At 27.9% G+C, this 18432-nt stretch carries 18 protein-coding genes; 8 read left to right on the top strand and 10 right to left on the bottom strand.

Annotated features, from left to right (window positions below; genetic code table 11):
- Positions 1-17: 17 nt before the first annotated feature.
- From IEW75_RS08955 to IEW75_RS08920, 8 genes are all read left to right on the top strand, one after another.
- Entirely contained in the window at positions 18-1097 is a 1080-nt protein-coding gene (locus tag IEW75_RS08955) for a DUF3810 domain-containing protein (protein WP_134246808.1), read from the top strand.
- 76 nt (positions 1098-1173) lie between these two features.
- On the top strand, positions 1174-1977 hold the full coding sequence (locus tag IEW75_RS08950; RefSeq protein ID WP_134246809.1) for a TrmH family RNA methyltransferase: 804 nt from the start codon (positions 1174-1176) through the stop codon (positions 1975-1977).
- Positions 1978-2029: 52 nt separating this feature from the next.
- Entirely contained in the window at positions 2030-3262 is a 1233-nt protein-coding gene (locus tag IEW75_RS08945; protein ID WP_134246810.1) for a M48 family metallopeptidase, read from the top strand.
- A gap of 44 nt (positions 3263-3306) precedes the next feature.
- Complete coding sequence (locus IEW75_RS08940; RefSeq protein WP_134246811.1) at positions 3307-5526, top strand: RelA/SpoT family protein; 2220 nt, start codon at positions 3307-3309, stop codon at positions 5524-5526.
- A gap of 103 nt (positions 5527-5629) precedes the next feature.
- Entirely contained in the window at positions 5630-6070 is a 441-nt protein-coding gene (locus IEW75_RS08935) for a Fur family transcriptional regulator (protein WP_134246812.1), read from the top strand.
- A gap of 31 nt (positions 6071-6101) precedes the next feature.
- Positions 6102-7373: an adenylosuccinate synthase gene (locus tag IEW75_RS08930; protein ID WP_134246813.1), complete on the top strand. Its 1272-nt coding sequence runs from the start codon at positions 6102-6104 to the stop codon at positions 7371-7373.
- Positions 7374-7574: 201 nt separating this feature from the next.
- Positions 7575-9185 (top strand): OstA-like protein, encoded by a 1611-nt coding sequence (locus tag IEW75_RS08925; RefSeq protein ID WP_134246814.1) that lies wholly within the window; start codon positions 7575-7577, stop codon positions 9183-9185.
- Between the two features lie 31 nt (positions 9186-9216).
- On the top strand, positions 9217-10401 hold the full coding sequence (locus tag IEW75_RS08920; RefSeq protein ID WP_134246815.1) for an aspartate aminotransferase family protein: 1185 nt from the start codon (positions 9217-9219) through the stop codon (positions 10399-10401).
- A gap of 403 nt (positions 10402-10804) precedes the next feature.
- Here IEW75_RS08920 and IEW75_RS08915 read toward each other — a convergent pair whose 3' ends face one another.
- From IEW75_RS08915 to IEW75_RS08870, 10 genes are all read right to left on the bottom strand, one after another.
- Complete coding sequence (locus IEW75_RS08915) at positions 10805-11377, bottom strand: hypothetical protein (protein ID WP_134246816.1); 573 nt, start codon at positions 11375-11377, stop codon at positions 10805-10807.
- Positions 11378-11401: 24 nt separating this feature from the next.
- Positions 11402-11929, bottom strand: a complete 528-nt coding sequence (locus IEW75_RS08910; protein WP_134246817.1) for a hypothetical protein — start codon at positions 11927-11929, stop codon at positions 11402-11404.
- 16 nt (positions 11930-11945) lie between these two features.
- Positions 11946-12398 (bottom strand): hypothetical protein, encoded by a 453-nt coding sequence (locus IEW75_RS08905; protein WP_134246818.1) that lies wholly within the window; start codon positions 12396-12398, stop codon positions 11946-11948.
- Between the two features lie 212 nt (positions 12399-12610).
- On the bottom strand, positions 12611-13996 hold the full coding sequence (locus IEW75_RS08900) for an outer membrane beta-barrel protein (RefSeq protein WP_134246819.1): 1386 nt from the start codon (positions 13994-13996) through the stop codon (positions 12611-12613).
- Between the two features lie 5 nt (positions 13997-14001).
- Positions 14002-14556, bottom strand: a complete 555-nt coding sequence (locus IEW75_RS08895; RefSeq protein ID WP_204744141.1) for an RNA polymerase sigma factor — start codon at positions 14554-14556, stop codon at positions 14002-14004.
- 47 nt (positions 14557-14603) lie between these two features.
- Positions 14604-15128: a hypothetical protein gene (locus IEW75_RS08890; protein WP_134246820.1), complete on the bottom strand. Its 525-nt coding sequence runs from the start codon at positions 15126-15128 to the stop codon at positions 14604-14606.
- Between the two features lies 1 nt (position 15129).
- Positions 15130-15576 carry a hypothetical protein gene (locus IEW75_RS08885; RefSeq protein WP_134246821.1) on the bottom strand — a complete coding sequence of 149 codons (447 nt, stop codon included), beginning with the start codon at positions 15574-15576 and terminating at the stop codon, positions 15130-15132.
- A 101-nt stretch (positions 15577-15677) separates the two neighbouring features.
- Positions 15678-16232 carry a TlpA family protein disulfide reductase gene (locus IEW75_RS08880; protein ID WP_134246822.1) on the bottom strand — a complete coding sequence of 185 codons (555 nt, stop codon included), beginning with the start codon at positions 16230-16232 and terminating at the stop codon, positions 15678-15680.
- Between the two features lie 132 nt (positions 16233-16364).
- On the bottom strand, positions 16365-17192 hold the full coding sequence (locus tag IEW75_RS08875; RefSeq protein WP_134246823.1) for a prohibitin family protein: 828 nt from the start codon (positions 17190-17192) through the stop codon (positions 16365-16367).
- A 94-nt stretch (positions 17193-17286) separates the two neighbouring features.
- Positions 17287-18432 carry an efflux RND transporter periplasmic adaptor subunit gene (locus tag IEW75_RS08870; protein WP_134246824.1) on the bottom strand — a complete coding sequence of 382 codons (1146 nt, stop codon included), beginning with the start codon at positions 18430-18432 and terminating at the stop codon, positions 17287-17289.

Here is an 18432-nt window from a genome sequence, read left to right as displayed (position 1 = left end):
TTTCATATTTTTACAAAATGGATTCTAAAAAACGTTATAAAATTCTTACTATACTATTGATAATGCAATGGGCCTTTATCAAAATAATTGTACAATTCCCAAACATTATTGAAACCTACTATTCTAATGGTCTGTATGTTTTTATTTCCCAATTTTTAAGAATATTGTTCGGTTGGATTCCTTTTTCTATTGGAGATTTACTTTATGCTGCCATAATTCTTTTTATTTTAAGCGGGATTTATAAAGCTATAAAATACAAAAATCTATCATTAAAAGCTACTTTTTTTAAAATTACTGGAATTATTTCAATAGTCTTTTTTGTTTTTCATTTCAATTGGGGACTTAATTATGTGCGACTTCCTATTAATGCTTCTTTAAATTTTAAAACAAGTAATTATTCCAATACAGAATTAATAGATTTTACAAAAAAATTAATTACCAAAACGAATGAAAGTCAAGTTTCAATTACAAAAAATGATACCGTAATTGTTGAAAATCCATTATCAAAAAAAGAAATTAAATCTAATGTTGGTTTGGCTTACAATCAGTTAGAAAAAAAATACCCGCAATTTAAATATACCAATCCAAAAGTTAAACATTCGCTTTTTAGTATGCCTTTAACTTATATGGGTTTTGGAGGTTATTTAAATCCAATTACAAATGAAGCACAAGTAAATTCACTAATTCCAAAAAATAATTATGCAGCTACTGTTTGCCATGAAGCTGCACATCAAATAGGAATTGCATCGGAAAGCGAAGCAAATTTTGTAGGCTACTTGGCAACTACAAATTCTAATAATGCATACTTTAAATATTCTGGTTATTTAATGGCATTGCGTTATTGTATTTCTGAAATCTATAGAAAAGACCCAGCAAGTTTTGAAGTACTGAAACCACTTATAAATAAAGGAATTTTAAAAGATATGCAACAAAGTCAAACATTTTGGCAATCATATAATAATTGGTCAGAAAAATACTTTAAAACTTTCTACGATAACTATTTAAAAGCCAACAAACAAGTAGATGGAATTAAAGGGTATAGTAAAATGGTAGTGCTTTTAATTAATTATCATAAAAATAATGATTTTGAGTTGTAATATTTTGAAGTTTATAAATAATCAACGGTATACTGAATTTTAATTATTACTATCTTTGCATCTTATTTAAACAACTATGCGGAAACAGATTTCGAGTGTACAGAATCCTTATATAAAAGAACTTTTTTTATTAAAAGAGAAATCTCGTACTAGAAAAAGAACGCAAACTTTTATAATTGAGGGTTTACGAGAAATTTCTTTAGCTTTAAATGGTGGTTATACAATAAAAACTTTATTGGTTGATATGTCTATACTTAATGAAGCTGCTTTGAATAACTTGTTAGAAAGCGCCCCTTTTGAAATTGAAGTTATTGAAATTACAAGTAAAGTACATCAAAAATTAGCAACAAGAACAACAACCGAAGGTATTTTGGCAGTTGCAAATTCTAAAAATTTACTATTAGAAACTATTGAATTTAAATCTGAAAATCCATTGATTTTAGTTGCAGAAGCACCTGAAAAACCCGGTAATATTGGTGCTTTATTAAGAACCGCAGACGCTGTTGGAATTGATGCCGTTTTTATTGCAAATCCGAAAACAGATCTTTATAACCCAAATATTATTAGATCTAGTGTTGGATGTTTGTTTACAACTACCATAGCTACTGGTACAACTTCAGAAATAATTTCATTTTTAAAAGAAAGGAATATTAATATATATGGTGCAGCTTTAACAGCTTCTGTAGCATATCAAACAATTGATTTTAAAAAATCTGCAGCAATTGTTGTTGGAACTGAAGCTACAGGATTAACAAATGAATGGCTTTCAAATACAACAAAAAACATTATAATTCCAATGCGAGGCGCTATAGATTCTATGAATGTTTCTGTAAGTGCAGCAATTATATTATTTGAAGCAGTAAGACAAAGAAATTGTTAATCGAAAATTTCATAAATAAACATTTTACAAGTACATTATTAAACATTTATAAATGACTCCACAATTACTTTTTTACATATTAATAGGCATAATTTTAGCAAAATTTTTATTTGATACTTTTTTAGATGCTCAAAATGCAAAACATTTTAACGATCCTATTCCTGAAGAATTAAAAGGTATTTATAATACTGAAGAATACGAAAAATCACAAGCTTATAAAAAAGTTAACTATAAATTTTCTCAAATAACAAGTACTTTTTCATTGCTATTAACATTGCTCTTTTTTATATTTGATGGATTTGCTTTTGTTGATGAAATTGCAAGAAGGATTACCAGTAATACTATTTTAATAACCCTTATTTTCTTCGGAATTATTTTATTTGTAAGTGACATTCTAACCTTACCTTTTTCCTATTATAAAACATTTGTTATTGAAGAAAAATTTGGATTTAATAAATCTACCATAAAAACATTTGTTTTCGATAAAGTTAAAGGTTGGTTATTATTATTAATTATTGGAGGCGGCATTTTAGCTTTATTAACGTGGTTTTACCAGTTAACAACCTCAAATTTTTGGTTATATGCTTGGGGATTAATTGCCGTTTTTACAGTATTCATGAACCTTTTCTATTCAAAATTAATTGTCCCTATTTTTAACAAACAAACAAGTTTAGAAGAAGGAGAATTAAAATCAGCTATTAATAATTTTGGAAAAAAAGTAGGTTTTAAGTTGGATAATATTTTTATAATAGACGGTTCTAAACGTTCTACAAAAGCAAATGCCTATTTTTCAGGATTTGGTTCTCAAAAAAGAGTTACTTTATACGATACACTAATAAACGATTTAAAAACTGATGAAATTGTTGCTGTTTTAGCACACGAAATTGGTCATTATACAAAAAAACATATTATTTATAATTTAATATTATCTTTAATTTTAACCGGATTTACATTTTATATTTTATCCCTTTTTATTGGAAATCAATTACTTTCACAAGCTTTGGGAGTAGAAATTACTAGTTTTCATATTGGTTTAATAGCTTTCGGAATTTTATACAGTCCTATTTCAGAAATTACAGGTTTCTTAATGAATATTATTTCAAGAAAGTTCGAATATGAAGCCGATGATTATGCTAAAAATAATTACAATGCAGCATCGTTAATCTCTTCATTAAAAAAATTATCCAAAAATAGTTTAAGTAATTTAACACCTAGTAACTTGTATGTAAAATTTCACTACTCGCACCCTACTCTTTTAGAACGAATTTTAAACTTAAAAAAATAAACTTTATGTATTGTTTAATAATTAAAAAATACTATTTTTAAGTAATGACATACAACTTAAGCCAAGAAGAAGAAAATAAAGAAATAGCAAAACGATATAAAGATTTGCTTAAAGGTGCGTACCAAACTTTTACTGATACCGATAAAAAGGAAATTAGAAAGGCGTTTGATATTGCATTAGAGGCGCATAGTTCCCAAAGAAGAAAAACAGGAGAACCTTATATTTTTCATCCAATTGCGGTTGCAAAAATAGTAGCGTACGAAATTGGTTTAGATACTACTTCTATTGTTGCTGCATTATTGCATGATGTTGTTGAAGACACCGATTATACGTTAGAAGATATTGAGCGTTTATTTGGAGAAAATGTTGCTAGAATTGTTAATGGCTTAACTAAAATATCGCATTTAAAAAAAGATCAAGATGCTTCTGTACAAGCTGAGAACTTTAGAAAAATGCTACTTACATTAAATGATGATGTTCGGGTTATTTTAATAAAAATTGCAGACCGTTTGCACAATATGCAAACTATGGATGCAATGCCACACGATAAACAGATAAAAATTTCTTCTGAAACATTATACATTTACGCACCATTAGCACATAGACTTGGCCTCTACAATATAAAATCTGAACTCGAAAACTTAGGGTTAAAATATACAGAACCAGATGTTTATATAGATATTGCAAATAAGGTAACGCAAAGCAAGGAAGAACAGAAAATTTACATAGATACATTTACTGATATTATAAAAGAATCTTTAGATCAAGAAGGTTTTGAATATACGATTAAAGGACGTAGAAAATCTATTTATTCTATTAGAAAAAAAATGCTTTCTCAAGGAGTTACTTATGATGAGATTTACGATAAATTTGCCATTAGAATTATTTATAAATCTACCGTAAAACAAGAAAAATTTGATGCTTGGAAAATATACTCTATTGTAACTGACCATTTTAGACCAAACCCAAGTAGATTACGAGATTGGATAAGTCAACCTAAATCTACAGGATATGAATCACTTCATATTACCGTAATGGGACCAAAAGGAAAATGGGTTGAAGTTCAAATTCGTTCAGAAAGAATGGATGAAATTGCTGAAAAAGGCTACGCAGCGCATTATAAGTATAAAAACCAAAGCGAACGAGAAACTGGTTTAGACGATTGGTTAAATAAAATTAAAGAATCTTTAGAAAATCCAGATGGTAACGCTATTGATTTTGTTGAAGATTTTAAGTTGAATTTGTATGCAAAAGAAATTTTTATTTTTACTCCAAATGGCGATTTAAAAGCACTTCCAAAACATGCAACTGCCCTTGATTTTGCTTTTTCAATTCACACACAAGTTGGGATGAATTGTAGAGGTGCAAAAATTAATGGAAAACTAAAACCTATTAGTCAAGAATTATTTAGTGGCGATCAAGTAGAAATTATTACCGCTAAAAATCAAAAACCAAATATTGGTTGGTTAGATTTTGTTGTAACAGCACGTGCTAGAACCAGGATAAAGAATGCTTTAAAAGAAGATCAAAAGAAAATTGCCGAAGAAGGTAAAGAAGTATTAACCCGAAAACTTAAACATTTAAAAATAACTTTAAATGAAAAAGTGGTGAATGAACTGGTAGTGTATTTTAAATTAAAAACCAGTTTAGATTTATTCTACAGAATGGGAAGTGGCGCTATAGACAACACCCAACTAAAAGATTTTATATCAAAACGAAATAATGCTTTTGTTAGTTTCTTTAAAAATAGAATTAGAAGAAGCTCAAGCAAACAAGAAAATATTGATAAAGATGAAGTAATTGCAAATTACGACTCTTTAGTTTTTGGAGCTGAGGAAGAACGTTTAGAATATAAAATGTCTCAGTGTTGCAATCCAATACCTGGCGATAAGGTATTTGGTTTTATTACTATTAATGATGGTATAAAAGTACATAAAAAAGATTGTCCTAATGCCATAAGCCTACAAGCAAATTATGCTTATAGAATACTAAGTGCTAAATGGATAGACTCTACAAATCAAGAATTTAAAGCAATTTTAAGACTGTATGGTGTAGACCACGTAGGAATGGTAAATGAAATTACGGAGGTTATTTCAAGAAATATGACTGTGAACATTCACAATTTAAATATTTCAGGAAACGATGGTATTTTTGAAGGTAGCATAACCGTAAGTGTTAAAAATAAATCGCAACTTCAAAAATTAAGTGACAGTATTAAAAAAATTGAAGGAATAGATAAGGTAGATAGAATTTACAAACATTAATTTATTCACAATCAAAGTTAATAAATATAAAATAATCAAGTATTTTTTTCAAAAAATAGACTTAACTTTGTTGTTTAATTTTTTTCATTAAAATAAGGAACTTATGAGTATTGAAAATCAGAAAATTGTAAAAAGCGTTTTTATTAAATTTCTAGAAACAAATCTTCATAGAAAAACTCCAGAGCGATTTGCAATTCTTCAAGAAATCTATGATTTAGATGATCATTTTGATGTGGAATCCTTATATATTCAAATGAAAAATAAAAATTATAGAGTCAGTAGAGCTACACTTTATAATACTATAGAATTACTACTAGAATGTGGTTTGGTTAGAAAACACCAATTTGGACAAAGTCAAGCCCATTACGAAAAATGCTATTTTGATAAACAACACGATCATCTTATTCTAACAAATACTGGTGAAGTTATTGAATTTTGTGACCCACGAGTTCAAATAATTAAAAAAACAATTGAAGATACTTTTAATGTAGAAATTCACAATCATTCGCTCTATTTCTATGGAACAAAAAAAACAGAAAAATAACTAACACTAACATATTATTAAGCAACACAACATGGCTGTAAATTTATTATTAGGACTACAATGGGGAGACGAAGGTAAAGGAAAAATTGTAGACGTTCTTACCTCAAATTATGATATAATTGCTCGATTTCAGGGTGGTCCAAACGCAGGACATACTTTAATTTTTGATGGACGTAAACACGTACTACATACAATTCCTTCTGGTATTTTTCATAAAAATGCTATTAATATAGTTGGAAATGGTGTTGTAATAGATCCAGTAATTTTCAAAAAAGAATTAGATAATTTATCAGAATTCAACCTAAATTTTAATACTAAATTATTAATTTCTAGAAAAGCTCACTTAATTTTACCAACACATCGTTTATTAGATGCAGCAAGTGAAGCGTCAAAAGGAAAAGCTAAAATTGGCTCTACTTTAAAAGGAATAGGTCCAACTTATATGGATAAAACTGGAAGAAACGGTATGCGTGTTGGAGATTTAGAATTAGCAGACTGGAAAGATAAATACGCTGCTTTAACAGAGAAGCATATTAAAATGATCGACTTTTTTAATGTTGATATTCAATATAATTTAAAAGAATTAGAAGCTGAGTTTTTCAACGCAATTAAAACTTTAAAAGAACTTACTTTTATAGATAGCGAAGAATACTTAAATAATGCCATTAAAAATGGAAAAACAATTTTGGCTGAAGGAGCTCAAGGCTCTTTATTGGATGTAGATTTTGGAACATATCCATTTGTAACTTCATCTACTACTACTGCTGCAGGTGCATGTACTGGTTTAGGTGTAGCTCCAAATAAAATTGGTGATGTTTTTGGAATTTTTAAAGCGTATACAACACGCGTTGGTTCTGGCCCATTTCCTACCGAATTATTTGATGAAGATGGTGAAACAATGTCTAGAGTTGGGCACGAATTTGGGGCAACAACAGGACGACCACGTAGATGTGGATGGCTAGATTTAATTGCATTAAAATACGCTGTTGAAATTAACGGTGTTACACAATTAATGATGATGAAAGGAGATGTACTTTCTGGATTTAAAACATTAAAAGTGTGTACTTCTTACAATTATAAAGGTACAGAAGTTCACCACTTACCATATAATATTGAAGCACATAATGTAACTCCAATTTATAAAGAATTTAAAGGTTGGAAAGAAGATCTAACTTCAATGATAAGTGAAGATACACTTCCTAAAGAATTGAATGAGTATATTAAATTTATTGAAGATTTTGTTGGAGTTCCTGTAAAGATTGTTTCGGTAGGACCTGATAGAAAACAAACAATTACACGATAACAAATAGGACTGTCTAAAAAGTATCATCTACATCAACCTAAACTTGATTCAAAAACTTTTAATGGTTTATAATCAAGATCTTGAAATTAGAATTCAAGAAAAGGATGATTGTTTTTAATATTTATTAGACAGTTTTTTTTAACATACTATTTTAAGTTACCAAGTACTTTTTAGTTAGTTTTGTATTTAAATTTTTAACACTTGAAAAATATATTATTCATATTAATTTTGCTTTTTAGTATTCAAGGATTTTCACAATCTAAAAAAATTAAAATATTAAAAGCCGATAATACTATGGTTGATTCTAACTATCCTGGAGCAACTATTTCTTTAGGAAATGTTTTTGTTGAGCACGAAGGTGCTACTTTACGTTGCGATAAAGCGTACATATATTCAGAAAAAGATCTTATCAAAGCTATGGGAAATGTTATTATCAATCAAGGTGATACCATTATTCAATATAGTAAATATGTAGATTATGACGCCAAAAAAAAATTAGCAACTTCTTGGGGTGATGTTATTTTAAAAGATGAATTAATGGTTCTTAAAACAGATACCCTTTATTTTGATAGAGAAAAACAACATTTATTTTATAGAAGTGGAGGAACAATAAAAGATACTACAAACCTTCTTAAAAGTAGAATTGGAAATTATTATTTGCAAACCAATAAATTTCAAGCCTTTACCAAAGTAGATATTACCAATAAAGATAGTAAATTAATTTCCGACCATTTAGATTATTATACAAGTACTGGAATAGCAGAATTATTTGGACCATCAACAATTACTAATGAAGAGAATGCTATTTATACGGAAAAAGGACATCATAATACAAAAACTAACATATCGCATTTTTTAAAGAAATCGAAAATATTTTATGGTGATAGAACAATTTCCGGAGATAGTTTGTACTACAATAAAAACATCGAATTTGCATCGGCTACCGGAAACATTAAAGTTCTAGATACTATAAATGAGACTATTATAAAAGGTGGTTATGCAGAATATTTTAAGCTCTTAGATTCTGTATTTATTACAGATAAGGCGGTTGCAATTTCAGTAATGGAAAAAGACTCTATGTATATTCATGGAGATAAATTATTGGTTACAGGTAAAACTGATGAAAGATTGATTAAAGCTTTTAATAGAGTTAAAATTTTTAAATCCGACTTACAAGGGAAATGCGATTCTATAGTTACCGATGAAAAATCTGGAATTACTAAAATGTTCACAAAACCAGTACTGTGGGCTGAAGGCAATCAAATAACAGGAGATACAATTCATTTTTTATCTAATATAAAAACAGAACAATTAGATTCTTTAAAAATATTGAACAATGCTTTAATGGTTAAAAAAGATACTGCAGGATTCAGTCAACTTAAAGGTAAAAATATGTATGGTAAGTTTAAAAACAACAATATTGTATCTCTAGATGCTATTGGAAATAGTGAAACGCTATTTTTTTTAAGAGATGAAAACGATAAACTTTTTGGAATTGATAAAAAACAATCTAGCGACCATATTTTAATTCTTTTTGAAAACGACGATGTAAAAAGTATCGATTATTATAAAGCAATAACTGGTAAAACCTATCCTCCTTCTGATTTTGAAGAATTGAGAGAAGAAGATAAATTTTTAACCGGATTTATTTGGAGGGAAGAAGAAAGGCCATTAACAAAAGATGACATTTTTATAAAAGATGAAATTGATTTAGATGTTCCTGAAAAAACAATAAATAAAAAGGAAAAACCAAAAGTGAAGGTCCCATTAATTAAAGAGCCTCTAAAAGAAAAAATTATGACAAGACAATAAATTATTTCTAAATAATTCACAAAAAATAAAATTGAAAAAGCATTTTTTTAAACATCAAGCACAAACAAGTGCGCATCCGTTAGCTTTAGAAATATCGCATGCAAATGGATCATATGTGTATGATTCTAATAAAAAAGCATATTTAGATTTTATTGCTGGGGTTTCTGCAAATACATTAGGACATAATTACCCTAAAATATCACAAGCCATTAAGGATCAAGTTGATAATTATACACATGTTATGGTTTATGGTGAATTTATTCAGCAGCCGCAAGTAACACTTTGTAAATTATTAGCTGATAATTTACCAGACAAATTAGAAACTGTTTATTTAACTAACTCTGGAACAGAAGCTACGGAAGGTGCGTTAAAATTAGCAAAACGTTTTACAGGAAGAAGTGAAATTATTGCAGCTAAAAATGGATACCATGGCAATACACAGGGAGCAATGAGTGTTTGTGGTGCAGAAGTACAAAATAATGCATTTAGACCTTTAATTCCTGGGATTAGATTTATTGAATTTAATAATAGTATAGATCTAGATAAAATCACTACTAAAACTGCAGCCGTAATTTTAGAGACTATCCAAGGTGGTGCCGGTTTTATTGAGCCTATAAATAATTATCTGCAAAAAGTACTAGCTAAATGTAACAAAGTTGGTGCATTGTTAATTTTAGACGAAATACAGTCTGGTATAGGTAGAACCGGAAAACTATTTGGTTTTGAAAATTATAATATAACACCAGATATTATTATTGCGGGAAAAGGATTAGGAGGCGGAATGCCTATTGGAGCATTTATTTCTTCTTTTGAAATAATGGATTGCTTAAAACAACATCCTAAACTTGGGCATATAACTACATTTGGCGGACATCCGGTTATTGCCGCGGCTGCAAATGCAACTTTAAAAGAACTTTTAAATGCTAACTTAATTGAAGAAACACTTATTAAAGAAGTTTTATTTCGAAAATTATTAATACATCCACTAATAACCGAAATTAGGGGAAAAGGATTAATGCTTGCTGCAATGGTTGAAACTCCTGAAATTGCATCAAAGGTTATTTTAAAATGTTTGGACAAAGGATTACTACTTTTTTGGTTGTTGTTTGAAGGAAAAGCAATTAGAATTACACCTCCTCTTACCATTACTAAAGATGAAATTATTAAAGGTTGTAATATTATTATTGAATCTTTAAATAAAATCTTAGCTGATTAAGAATTAGTTACATTAACTTTCTTTTAACAAAAAGTCAATGAGTCACATGTTATTCGTTAAATATTTGTTAATATAGTACTATGCAATACATAATAGCGTAACAAAATATAAATAGAGACGTCATTTAAGTGTAAGTAACTAATTAAAAAACAAATATTATGAAAACTTTAAATTTAACATTAACAGAACAAAAAAAGAAAAAAGCAGTAATTATCAATTTTACAAATACAAAAAGAATCCAGTGGGATAGATTTAGAAGATATGGAATTCACGCATAATTATTCATCCAATTACTCAAAAATATACATATGAAACCAAGATAATAAACCTATAGAATTTAATTCTATAGGTTTTTTCTTATATAATATATATTAAAAAAAAGTAATAATAAGCTGTATCTAGATTAACTCCTAAGAATTACAAACCAATCCCAATCTGCCGGATCTCCAACTCCAAGACTTGGTGTATACAAAAACAATTGTACCTTCTCATGAGGATTTGAATTTCTACAACTTGAAACAATCCTTAAATTATTTATAGCATTCCAAAGACTTTCATAATTTATCGAATCAGGATAATACGCATTCTCTGTGTACATTATCCTTTTAAACATCTCAGTATCAGGCAGGGTAACATTAGTATCTGTTTTTGAAAAATGTGCTGGTAAATCCATACTTGAAGGATAGCTCATTTCACCTAATCCCATCCAAATTATAGTACCTTCAAATAATTTTTTATTTAATTCTTCATAATATAAAGCAACACTTCCAAAATCTCCAGGTGAATTATATTTTGATGAAATAGTAAAACTAGTTGACTCCGAAAATTTGAGCACCTTCCCTCCTTCAAATGTATTGGTTAAATAATCAACTTTTAGAAGTACAACATTATTAGAGCCTACATCTTTATCATCATTATTTTTATCACAAGAAATAAATAAGACACTTAAAATTAGTATTAGACTTAGTTGTTTCATAATAATTGTTGTAGATTTTTTATTCTATAAACTCTCAATACTTTTAATATGTATTCCTATAAAAGAATCGTCCATACAACCAATTTGTGTATAACCACAAGTTGAAATTAACCCATTATTTTTAGTTTCAAAATATGTTTTAAAATTATCACTTTTAGTTAACCATTCAGTTTCTGCTTTAGCATATATTTGGTCTAAAGTTAATGGCGTTGCACCTATATTTTTATGATTGCCTATTTCATTTTCGTTTTCAGTCCATTCTAGCTCATCTTCTGGAATATCTTCTAACAATCCATCTTTTACAAAATATTTAAAGTATCGCTCTATAATTTTACCATTAGATACGGTTATAGTGGTTTCCCAAGAAATTCCAACCCAACTACTTTTAACTGTTGTGTATTTATAAGAATTATTAGTCAACTCTTTAAATTCTAACCAAGCTTTCTTACTATTATTAAAATCGTATTGATAATCTAGATCTTCAGAATACTTACAAGAAAAAATTATACTGCTTAAAGTTACTAATGCTATAACGTAAATTTTATTTTTCATATTTAGAAATTATAATTTATATAGTCCCACAAAACTCAAATCCTTTTTGGTACTCTAATCCAGGTCCATCGCAAGCTCCCCAAGTGGAAACTAATTTATTTCCATCTTCTAAAACTAATAATGTTTCTTTTAAATTACCTGTACAATTACCTATAATATCTGAATCATTATTAAAAGTAAATTCAATATAGTTTTGATTATCAATAGTGATATAGGTATAAGTTCCTCTTTCTTCAGTTAAAATATTATTAAACAAACGAGATTTACTAAAAGTACCTTCTTTGGTATTTAATACATAGGTTTCTTGCCATTCCATTTGAGATCCAGTAGTTTCTGAACCTGAAAAACTTCCTGTCATTCTTACCAATTCATAATATTCTGAAAAATTGGATATAGTTTCTAATTCTTTATCTTTTGAACAAGAAACTATCAAACTGATTATAAAAAGTATACTAACAATTTTTTTCATTTTAATAATTGTTTACAAAATCCTAGAGACTTTCTTAAAAAGTATAAGTTTACTAACTTAAAACTAGCTACTGAATCTAGTATTTTAAAATAGCGAATTATTTTACTTTAAAGTAAGCCTCTTTAGATTTTCTAATTTGTAATTAAATTTTTATTTAGTAACCTACTTACTAACTATACGGTGTAAATTAGCAAAACGCTTCACTTAAGTTATTAATTTTTAGAAAAGCTAAAATTATATCTTAAATGAACACCACCACTGTTAAAATCTATTTGTTGTTTTGTAAGAGGTTTTAACGAATATTTAAAATAGGGCGCAATAATAATAGCCTGACCCTGATTATTAATTGGTAATTTAACTCCTAATGATACATTAAAATAATTTGCAAAATTAAATGTACTTGAGTTTGCAGGTGTAGTGATTTTTGAGTGTGTTTGAACCAATTCATATTTTACAATATTATTTCCTAAATAATCTTGAGAACTAGTTTCTGTTCTGCCATTTACTAAATAATTGGATTCTATATTTTCTTTAATATAAGATGTAGAAGTAACTCCTGCAGCTATAAAGAAGTCCTTTTTTGCTACTGAAAAATTATATGTTACATTTAAAGGAATTTCGATACCTTTTATAACTGCCTCTTCATTAATTAATTGGCTGTTACTTCTCGCACTAATAGCATCTGAGTAAAGTATTGAAGATTGATTTAAATTCAATTTTTGATCTGCATAAGAAACTCCAGTATTTAAATAAAATTTATTGGAAATTGGTATTTCAACGGTAATACCACCAGCAAAACCAACATTTGAATTTCCGTTATCTTGATTATAATCAAAAATTGGCGATATTTCCAATCCAAATTTTAAACTTTTTTTTGAATCTTGTTTAATCGTTTCTTTTTCCTCTTCTAGAACCGCAAGTAACTCTTTTTTAAATGCTAAAGAATCCTTTCTTGAATGTTCAATAAAAGCCTCCTCAGCTAAATTTTTAGAGCTAATAATACTATCTAATTCTAAATTAATATTAGTATTTGAATTCATAACAATATCAGTTAAAACCTTAATTTCTAAATTATTATCTGGTAATTCATTTAAACTAGCTGTTTCAATATTAATGCGATGACTTCTTTCTTTAGGATTAACCGTATTAATATTATTTGCAACACTATTTTCTACTTTAATAGTGTTCTTAAATTTTTTATATTTCGAATTTTGTTTATTTATAAAGGTAATAGAGTCAATTTTACTGAGTTTTGTTTTATTAGTAATGCTATCAAAGTCGCTGGACGTTATAAATATATGGTTGTTTGTTTTTAGCGAATCTATACGTAAAGAATCATTTTTGATGTCTAAGATAATTTGAGGATTTTCATGATTAAAGTTTAAAGCATTGTCATTAAATAAATACATTCCAATACCACTAGCTAACAAAGAAATTAAAAGAACAGCCGCAATTTTCCAATAAAAAAACACCCGTTTCTTATTATTATTCATTTTATCCTGCATCATATTCCAATGTGTAGGATTGAAAGGTATTTCATTATTATTTGAAACCTCTTTAATTCTATCGCTTAATTTTTTATCAAAATTATCTTTCATAAATTTTAAAAGTTTTTATCAATTAAAATTCTTAATTTCTTTTTTGCTCTAGTTAAAAATACTCTAGAGGTACTTTCAGCAATTTTTAATTTTTCTGAAATTTCTTTATGGTTAAATCCTTGAATTTCATGTAAATTAAAAACAATTCTATGCATTTCAGGTAATTGATCTAATAATTTTAAAATATCTTTAAATGCTAGATCATCTATTACATCACTATCCGCATATATATGCTCTTCGTTTTCAACTTCTAGGTGATAATAATGTTTTACATTTTTTCGATAATTATCTATTGCTGTATTTATTAAAATTCTTCTCAGCCAATTTTTAAACGGTATATTATTATTAAATCCTTTTTTTTTAATTGAAGAAAAAACTTTTAAAAAACTATCATTTAAAATACTTACGGCATCATCGTTAGAATAGGTGTACAACCGGCAAATACTAAGTGCATAGCCGTAAAAATGCTTGTACAGCAATTCTTGATGTAATACATTCCCCTTTTTACATCCAATAATAATTTTTTCCAGATATGTTTTTGTATCTATCTCTTTTTTCAATTTGAACCAACTTAACTAACCATTTATATTAAATTTTAGCCATTCTATTAGTTACTGCTATCAACGGTTGTATCGGCTATTTCGGTAGAATTATAGCTGGTAAAAATATTATATGCACAACTATCTTTATAAGCATTTTCTCCTATTAAATTTTTTAAATTAATTGAAATTGTTTCTGTAATTAATGCTTCACATTCATCATTATTGGCATTATGTATAATAAATAAATTCATTTGGCATGGAGGATCTGTATAAACTACTCCATCCCAAATAACTTCAAAGGAGTGCTGCTTACAGCCACCTCCATAAGAAATACTTACTTCTAAGTTATCGTCTATTCTTGTTGCACTATTAATTTTAAACGAATCTCCAGTGTTTATGCTATTTAAACGATTGGTATTAATGCTTTCGAAAACTTCAGAATTGATTCGAAGTAATACTTGCGAGCCATAAGATGCTACTGCACTATCATTAAATAAAGGATTTTCGCTATCATCTGATGAGGTACTGCACGAATTTATAGTCAAAAAAATAACAGCCAGATATAAAAAGAAGTGAATATTTTGTTTCATTTTAATTTAAATCCATTTTTATTTGAATAATTCCTGAAGGCCATAGTTCTTCATATTCATAATCTTCAACATCAAACTCTTTTACTTCAAAATAAGTACAACTACCAGATTGTATTTGATCTACGTCTAACGTAAAAACAATCGAAATCTCTGAATTTAATTCTATTGTATATGTTTTTGGGTCTAATTCCCACCCAATATCAACTAAAAATAAAATATATCTTCCATCGTGAAAAACCAAACTAAATTCAACTTCTTCATCGGTTTCATCATACACTTTAATTGCACTTTCTGTAAATGTTTCATTTACAAATAAATTTTCTAAACTTGTTGCATCTACTAAATCAAAGTTAAATTGACGTGGTGGTGAAAAACATGAATCATCTTTTTTAAGTTCACAAGAAATAGCTATAAATAATACTAAAGTTAGCTGTAAAAGTCTTTTCATTTTTTGTCTTTTAATGTTTATATAAATTAGTAACAAGAGATTATTCACTTGTTACAGTTTCAATACGAACTAAAAAAGCAAAACGCTACATTAACGTTAATTTATTTTAGTATTAATTCATCTAACAAATTTCTAACCTTATCGCTATTCCAGTTAGCGGCTCCTGTTTTAGAAATTAAAATTTTACCATCTTTATCTAACAAATAACTAGCAGGAATACTATTGGTTTCAGTGAATTTTTGAGGAGGTAAACTAATAGAGTTATAAGTTGGTAGGTTGTATTTATTTTTTAAGTAAAACTTTTCTACCGTTTCCAAATTTTCATTGGTTACAAATACAAATGCAACTTTATCTTTATAATCGTTATACAAATTTTGTATCATAGGCATTTCTGCTCTGCAAGGCGGGCACCAAGTTGCCCAAAAATTTACAAAAACAACTTTATCTTCTAATTTATTAAAGTTTATACTTTCTGTATTTAAACCATTTAATTGCCAATTATAAGTATCTATTTTTTCAGTACTTTCTGTTTTAATTGAAGGTGAAAATGCTATTTGACGCATAAACCATTCGCGCGAAGGAGGATATAATAATAAAGCAACTGCCAACACAAATATTATGTTTGAGATAGACTTTTTGTTTAGTTTAAATTTCATGTGTCAATGTTATTTTTTTTATTTAAAACCTTACATTAAAATGTAAAAAAAGAGGCTCTTTTAAAGTAAATTTAATGTAATTATACAGTTAAAATTATCTTTTTAAGAACCTCTTTTCTAGAAGATTATTCGTTATTGATTACCTAAAATAATAGGCATTCCATCTTTTCCACTTCCAATAACAATTACTTTACTATTTGGTGAACTTGACAACTGTAAAGTTGCTTCAATTCCTTTATCACGTAAAATCTGATCGTTTAATGAGGCACTTAAAATACGGTTTGCATCTGCTTTACCTTGGGCTTCAATACGAACTTTTTCAGCTTCTTTTGATGCTGTAACCAATCTAAATTCATATTCTAAAGATTCTTGCTCTTGTTTTAATTTACGCTCAATAGCATCCTTAATAGTTGCTGGCAAAGTAACATCACGCACTAAAACTTCATTTAATTGAATAAATTGATCGTCTAAAATAATTTTAGTTTCTTCATAAATTTCATTTTGAATAACATCTCTTTTACTTGAGTATAATTGTTCTGGAGTATAACGTCCAACCACACTTCTAGCCGCGGAACGCAAAGCTGGTTTAATAATACGTTCTAAATAATTTTCTCCAATTTGCTGATGCAATTTTCCTAATTCTTGTGCTTTTGGTAAATACCAAGTAGAAGTTTCTAATTGAATATCTAATCCGTTCGATGAAAGTACTTTCATTTTCTCGTATAATTCTTGTTGACGTACTTCATAAACGATAACCTCATTCCAAGGTGCTACAATATGAAAACCTTCTCCTAAAGGTGCCTCACCCGTAACTACACCACCATCAAAACGTTTCCATAAAACACCTGCTTCTCCAGAATCTAATGTAACTGTTGATTTTGATAAAAATATTATTGCTACAATGCCTAAAAAAATTAGTGGCATTAAAGATTTTGGTAATTGTAATTGTCCGTTGCTCATTTTTATTAGTTTTAATTTAAATTTGATTTACAAAAATACAAAACAGAATTTAGATAAAATCTGTTTTAAGTTTTATTTAACAACTATCTCTTATTTAACCATCTTCCAAAGGAGTAAAAGCGCCTTTTATTAAAATTTGCTTATCTGAAAATAAATTATCATTATCAATTATTTCAACCCAATTTTCGTTTTTTAAACCTATTTTTATCGCTATTTTTTCAAAATTGTAAGCATCTTCTGTTGTTGAGTTTAATACCAAAACAAAATAATTACCACCTTCTTCTAAAAGTGAACTTATTGGTAAGGCCAATTTTTCTTTTGATTCTATAATAATTTCAGATTCTACAAACATTCCCACTAAAAACGGTTCAGATTCATCTTCTAAATGTCCGTGTACTTTAACCGTTCGTTTAATTTCATCAATAGATTTACCAATTAAGTGTACTTTAGCATTGTAAATTTTTAGAGAGTTTTCAGGAATCTGAAATTTAATTAATTGCCCCTCTTTAACGTTCAAAACATCTTTTTCAAAAACCACTAATTCTAAATGTTTATGATCGCTATTAATTACTTCTAAAATAACATCCGAAGCATTCATAAATTTACCTACACTTGCATTTACTTGTGTTATACTTCCTGATATTGGAGCATAAATTGGAATAATCGAAGTAAATTTTCCGGCTTTTACATTTGAAATACCAATATTCATTAATCTTAATTTTTGCTCTAAAGAATTAACTTGAGCCACACCACTTTTATAATCACTCTCCGCTTTTAAATAGTTCTTTTGTGAAGTAATTTGTTCATCAAGCAAAATTTTCTGACGTTCATATTCACTCTTTAGATACTTTAGTTTTTCGAAAACTTCTAAATAATTTTGTTGAATTTCAATAAAATCTGGATTTTCAATCGTTAATAATAACTGACCTTTTTTAACTTTATCACCAATTAAAAGCGGAGATTCTTTAATAAAACCTGCCATAATAGCACTCACTTTTGCTTTGCTTGCTGGTGGAACATCTATAAATCCGTTTGTAACAATTCCTTCAGAAAAAGTTTGCAATGCAATAGTACCTAATTCCATATTTGAGTTTTCAAATTGCGCCTTTGATATACTAGTATAACTAACTTTCTCCTCTGTTTTAATTGGCACTATTTCTTCTTTTTTTGAAGTTGTACACGAACTTATAATTAGCCCAATTACAACAAATAGTTTTGAATATATATGTAGTCTTTTCAT

The sequence above is a fragment of the Lutibacter litoralis genome, from assembly GCF_014646675.1.
In the GTDB taxonomy this organism is placed as follows: Bacteria; Bacteroidota; Bacteroidia; order Flavobacteriales; family Flavobacteriaceae; genus Lutibacter; species Lutibacter litoralis.
Note: the sequence above shows the minus strand (reverse complement) of the source record. Positions and strands in the feature narration are given on the sequence as shown.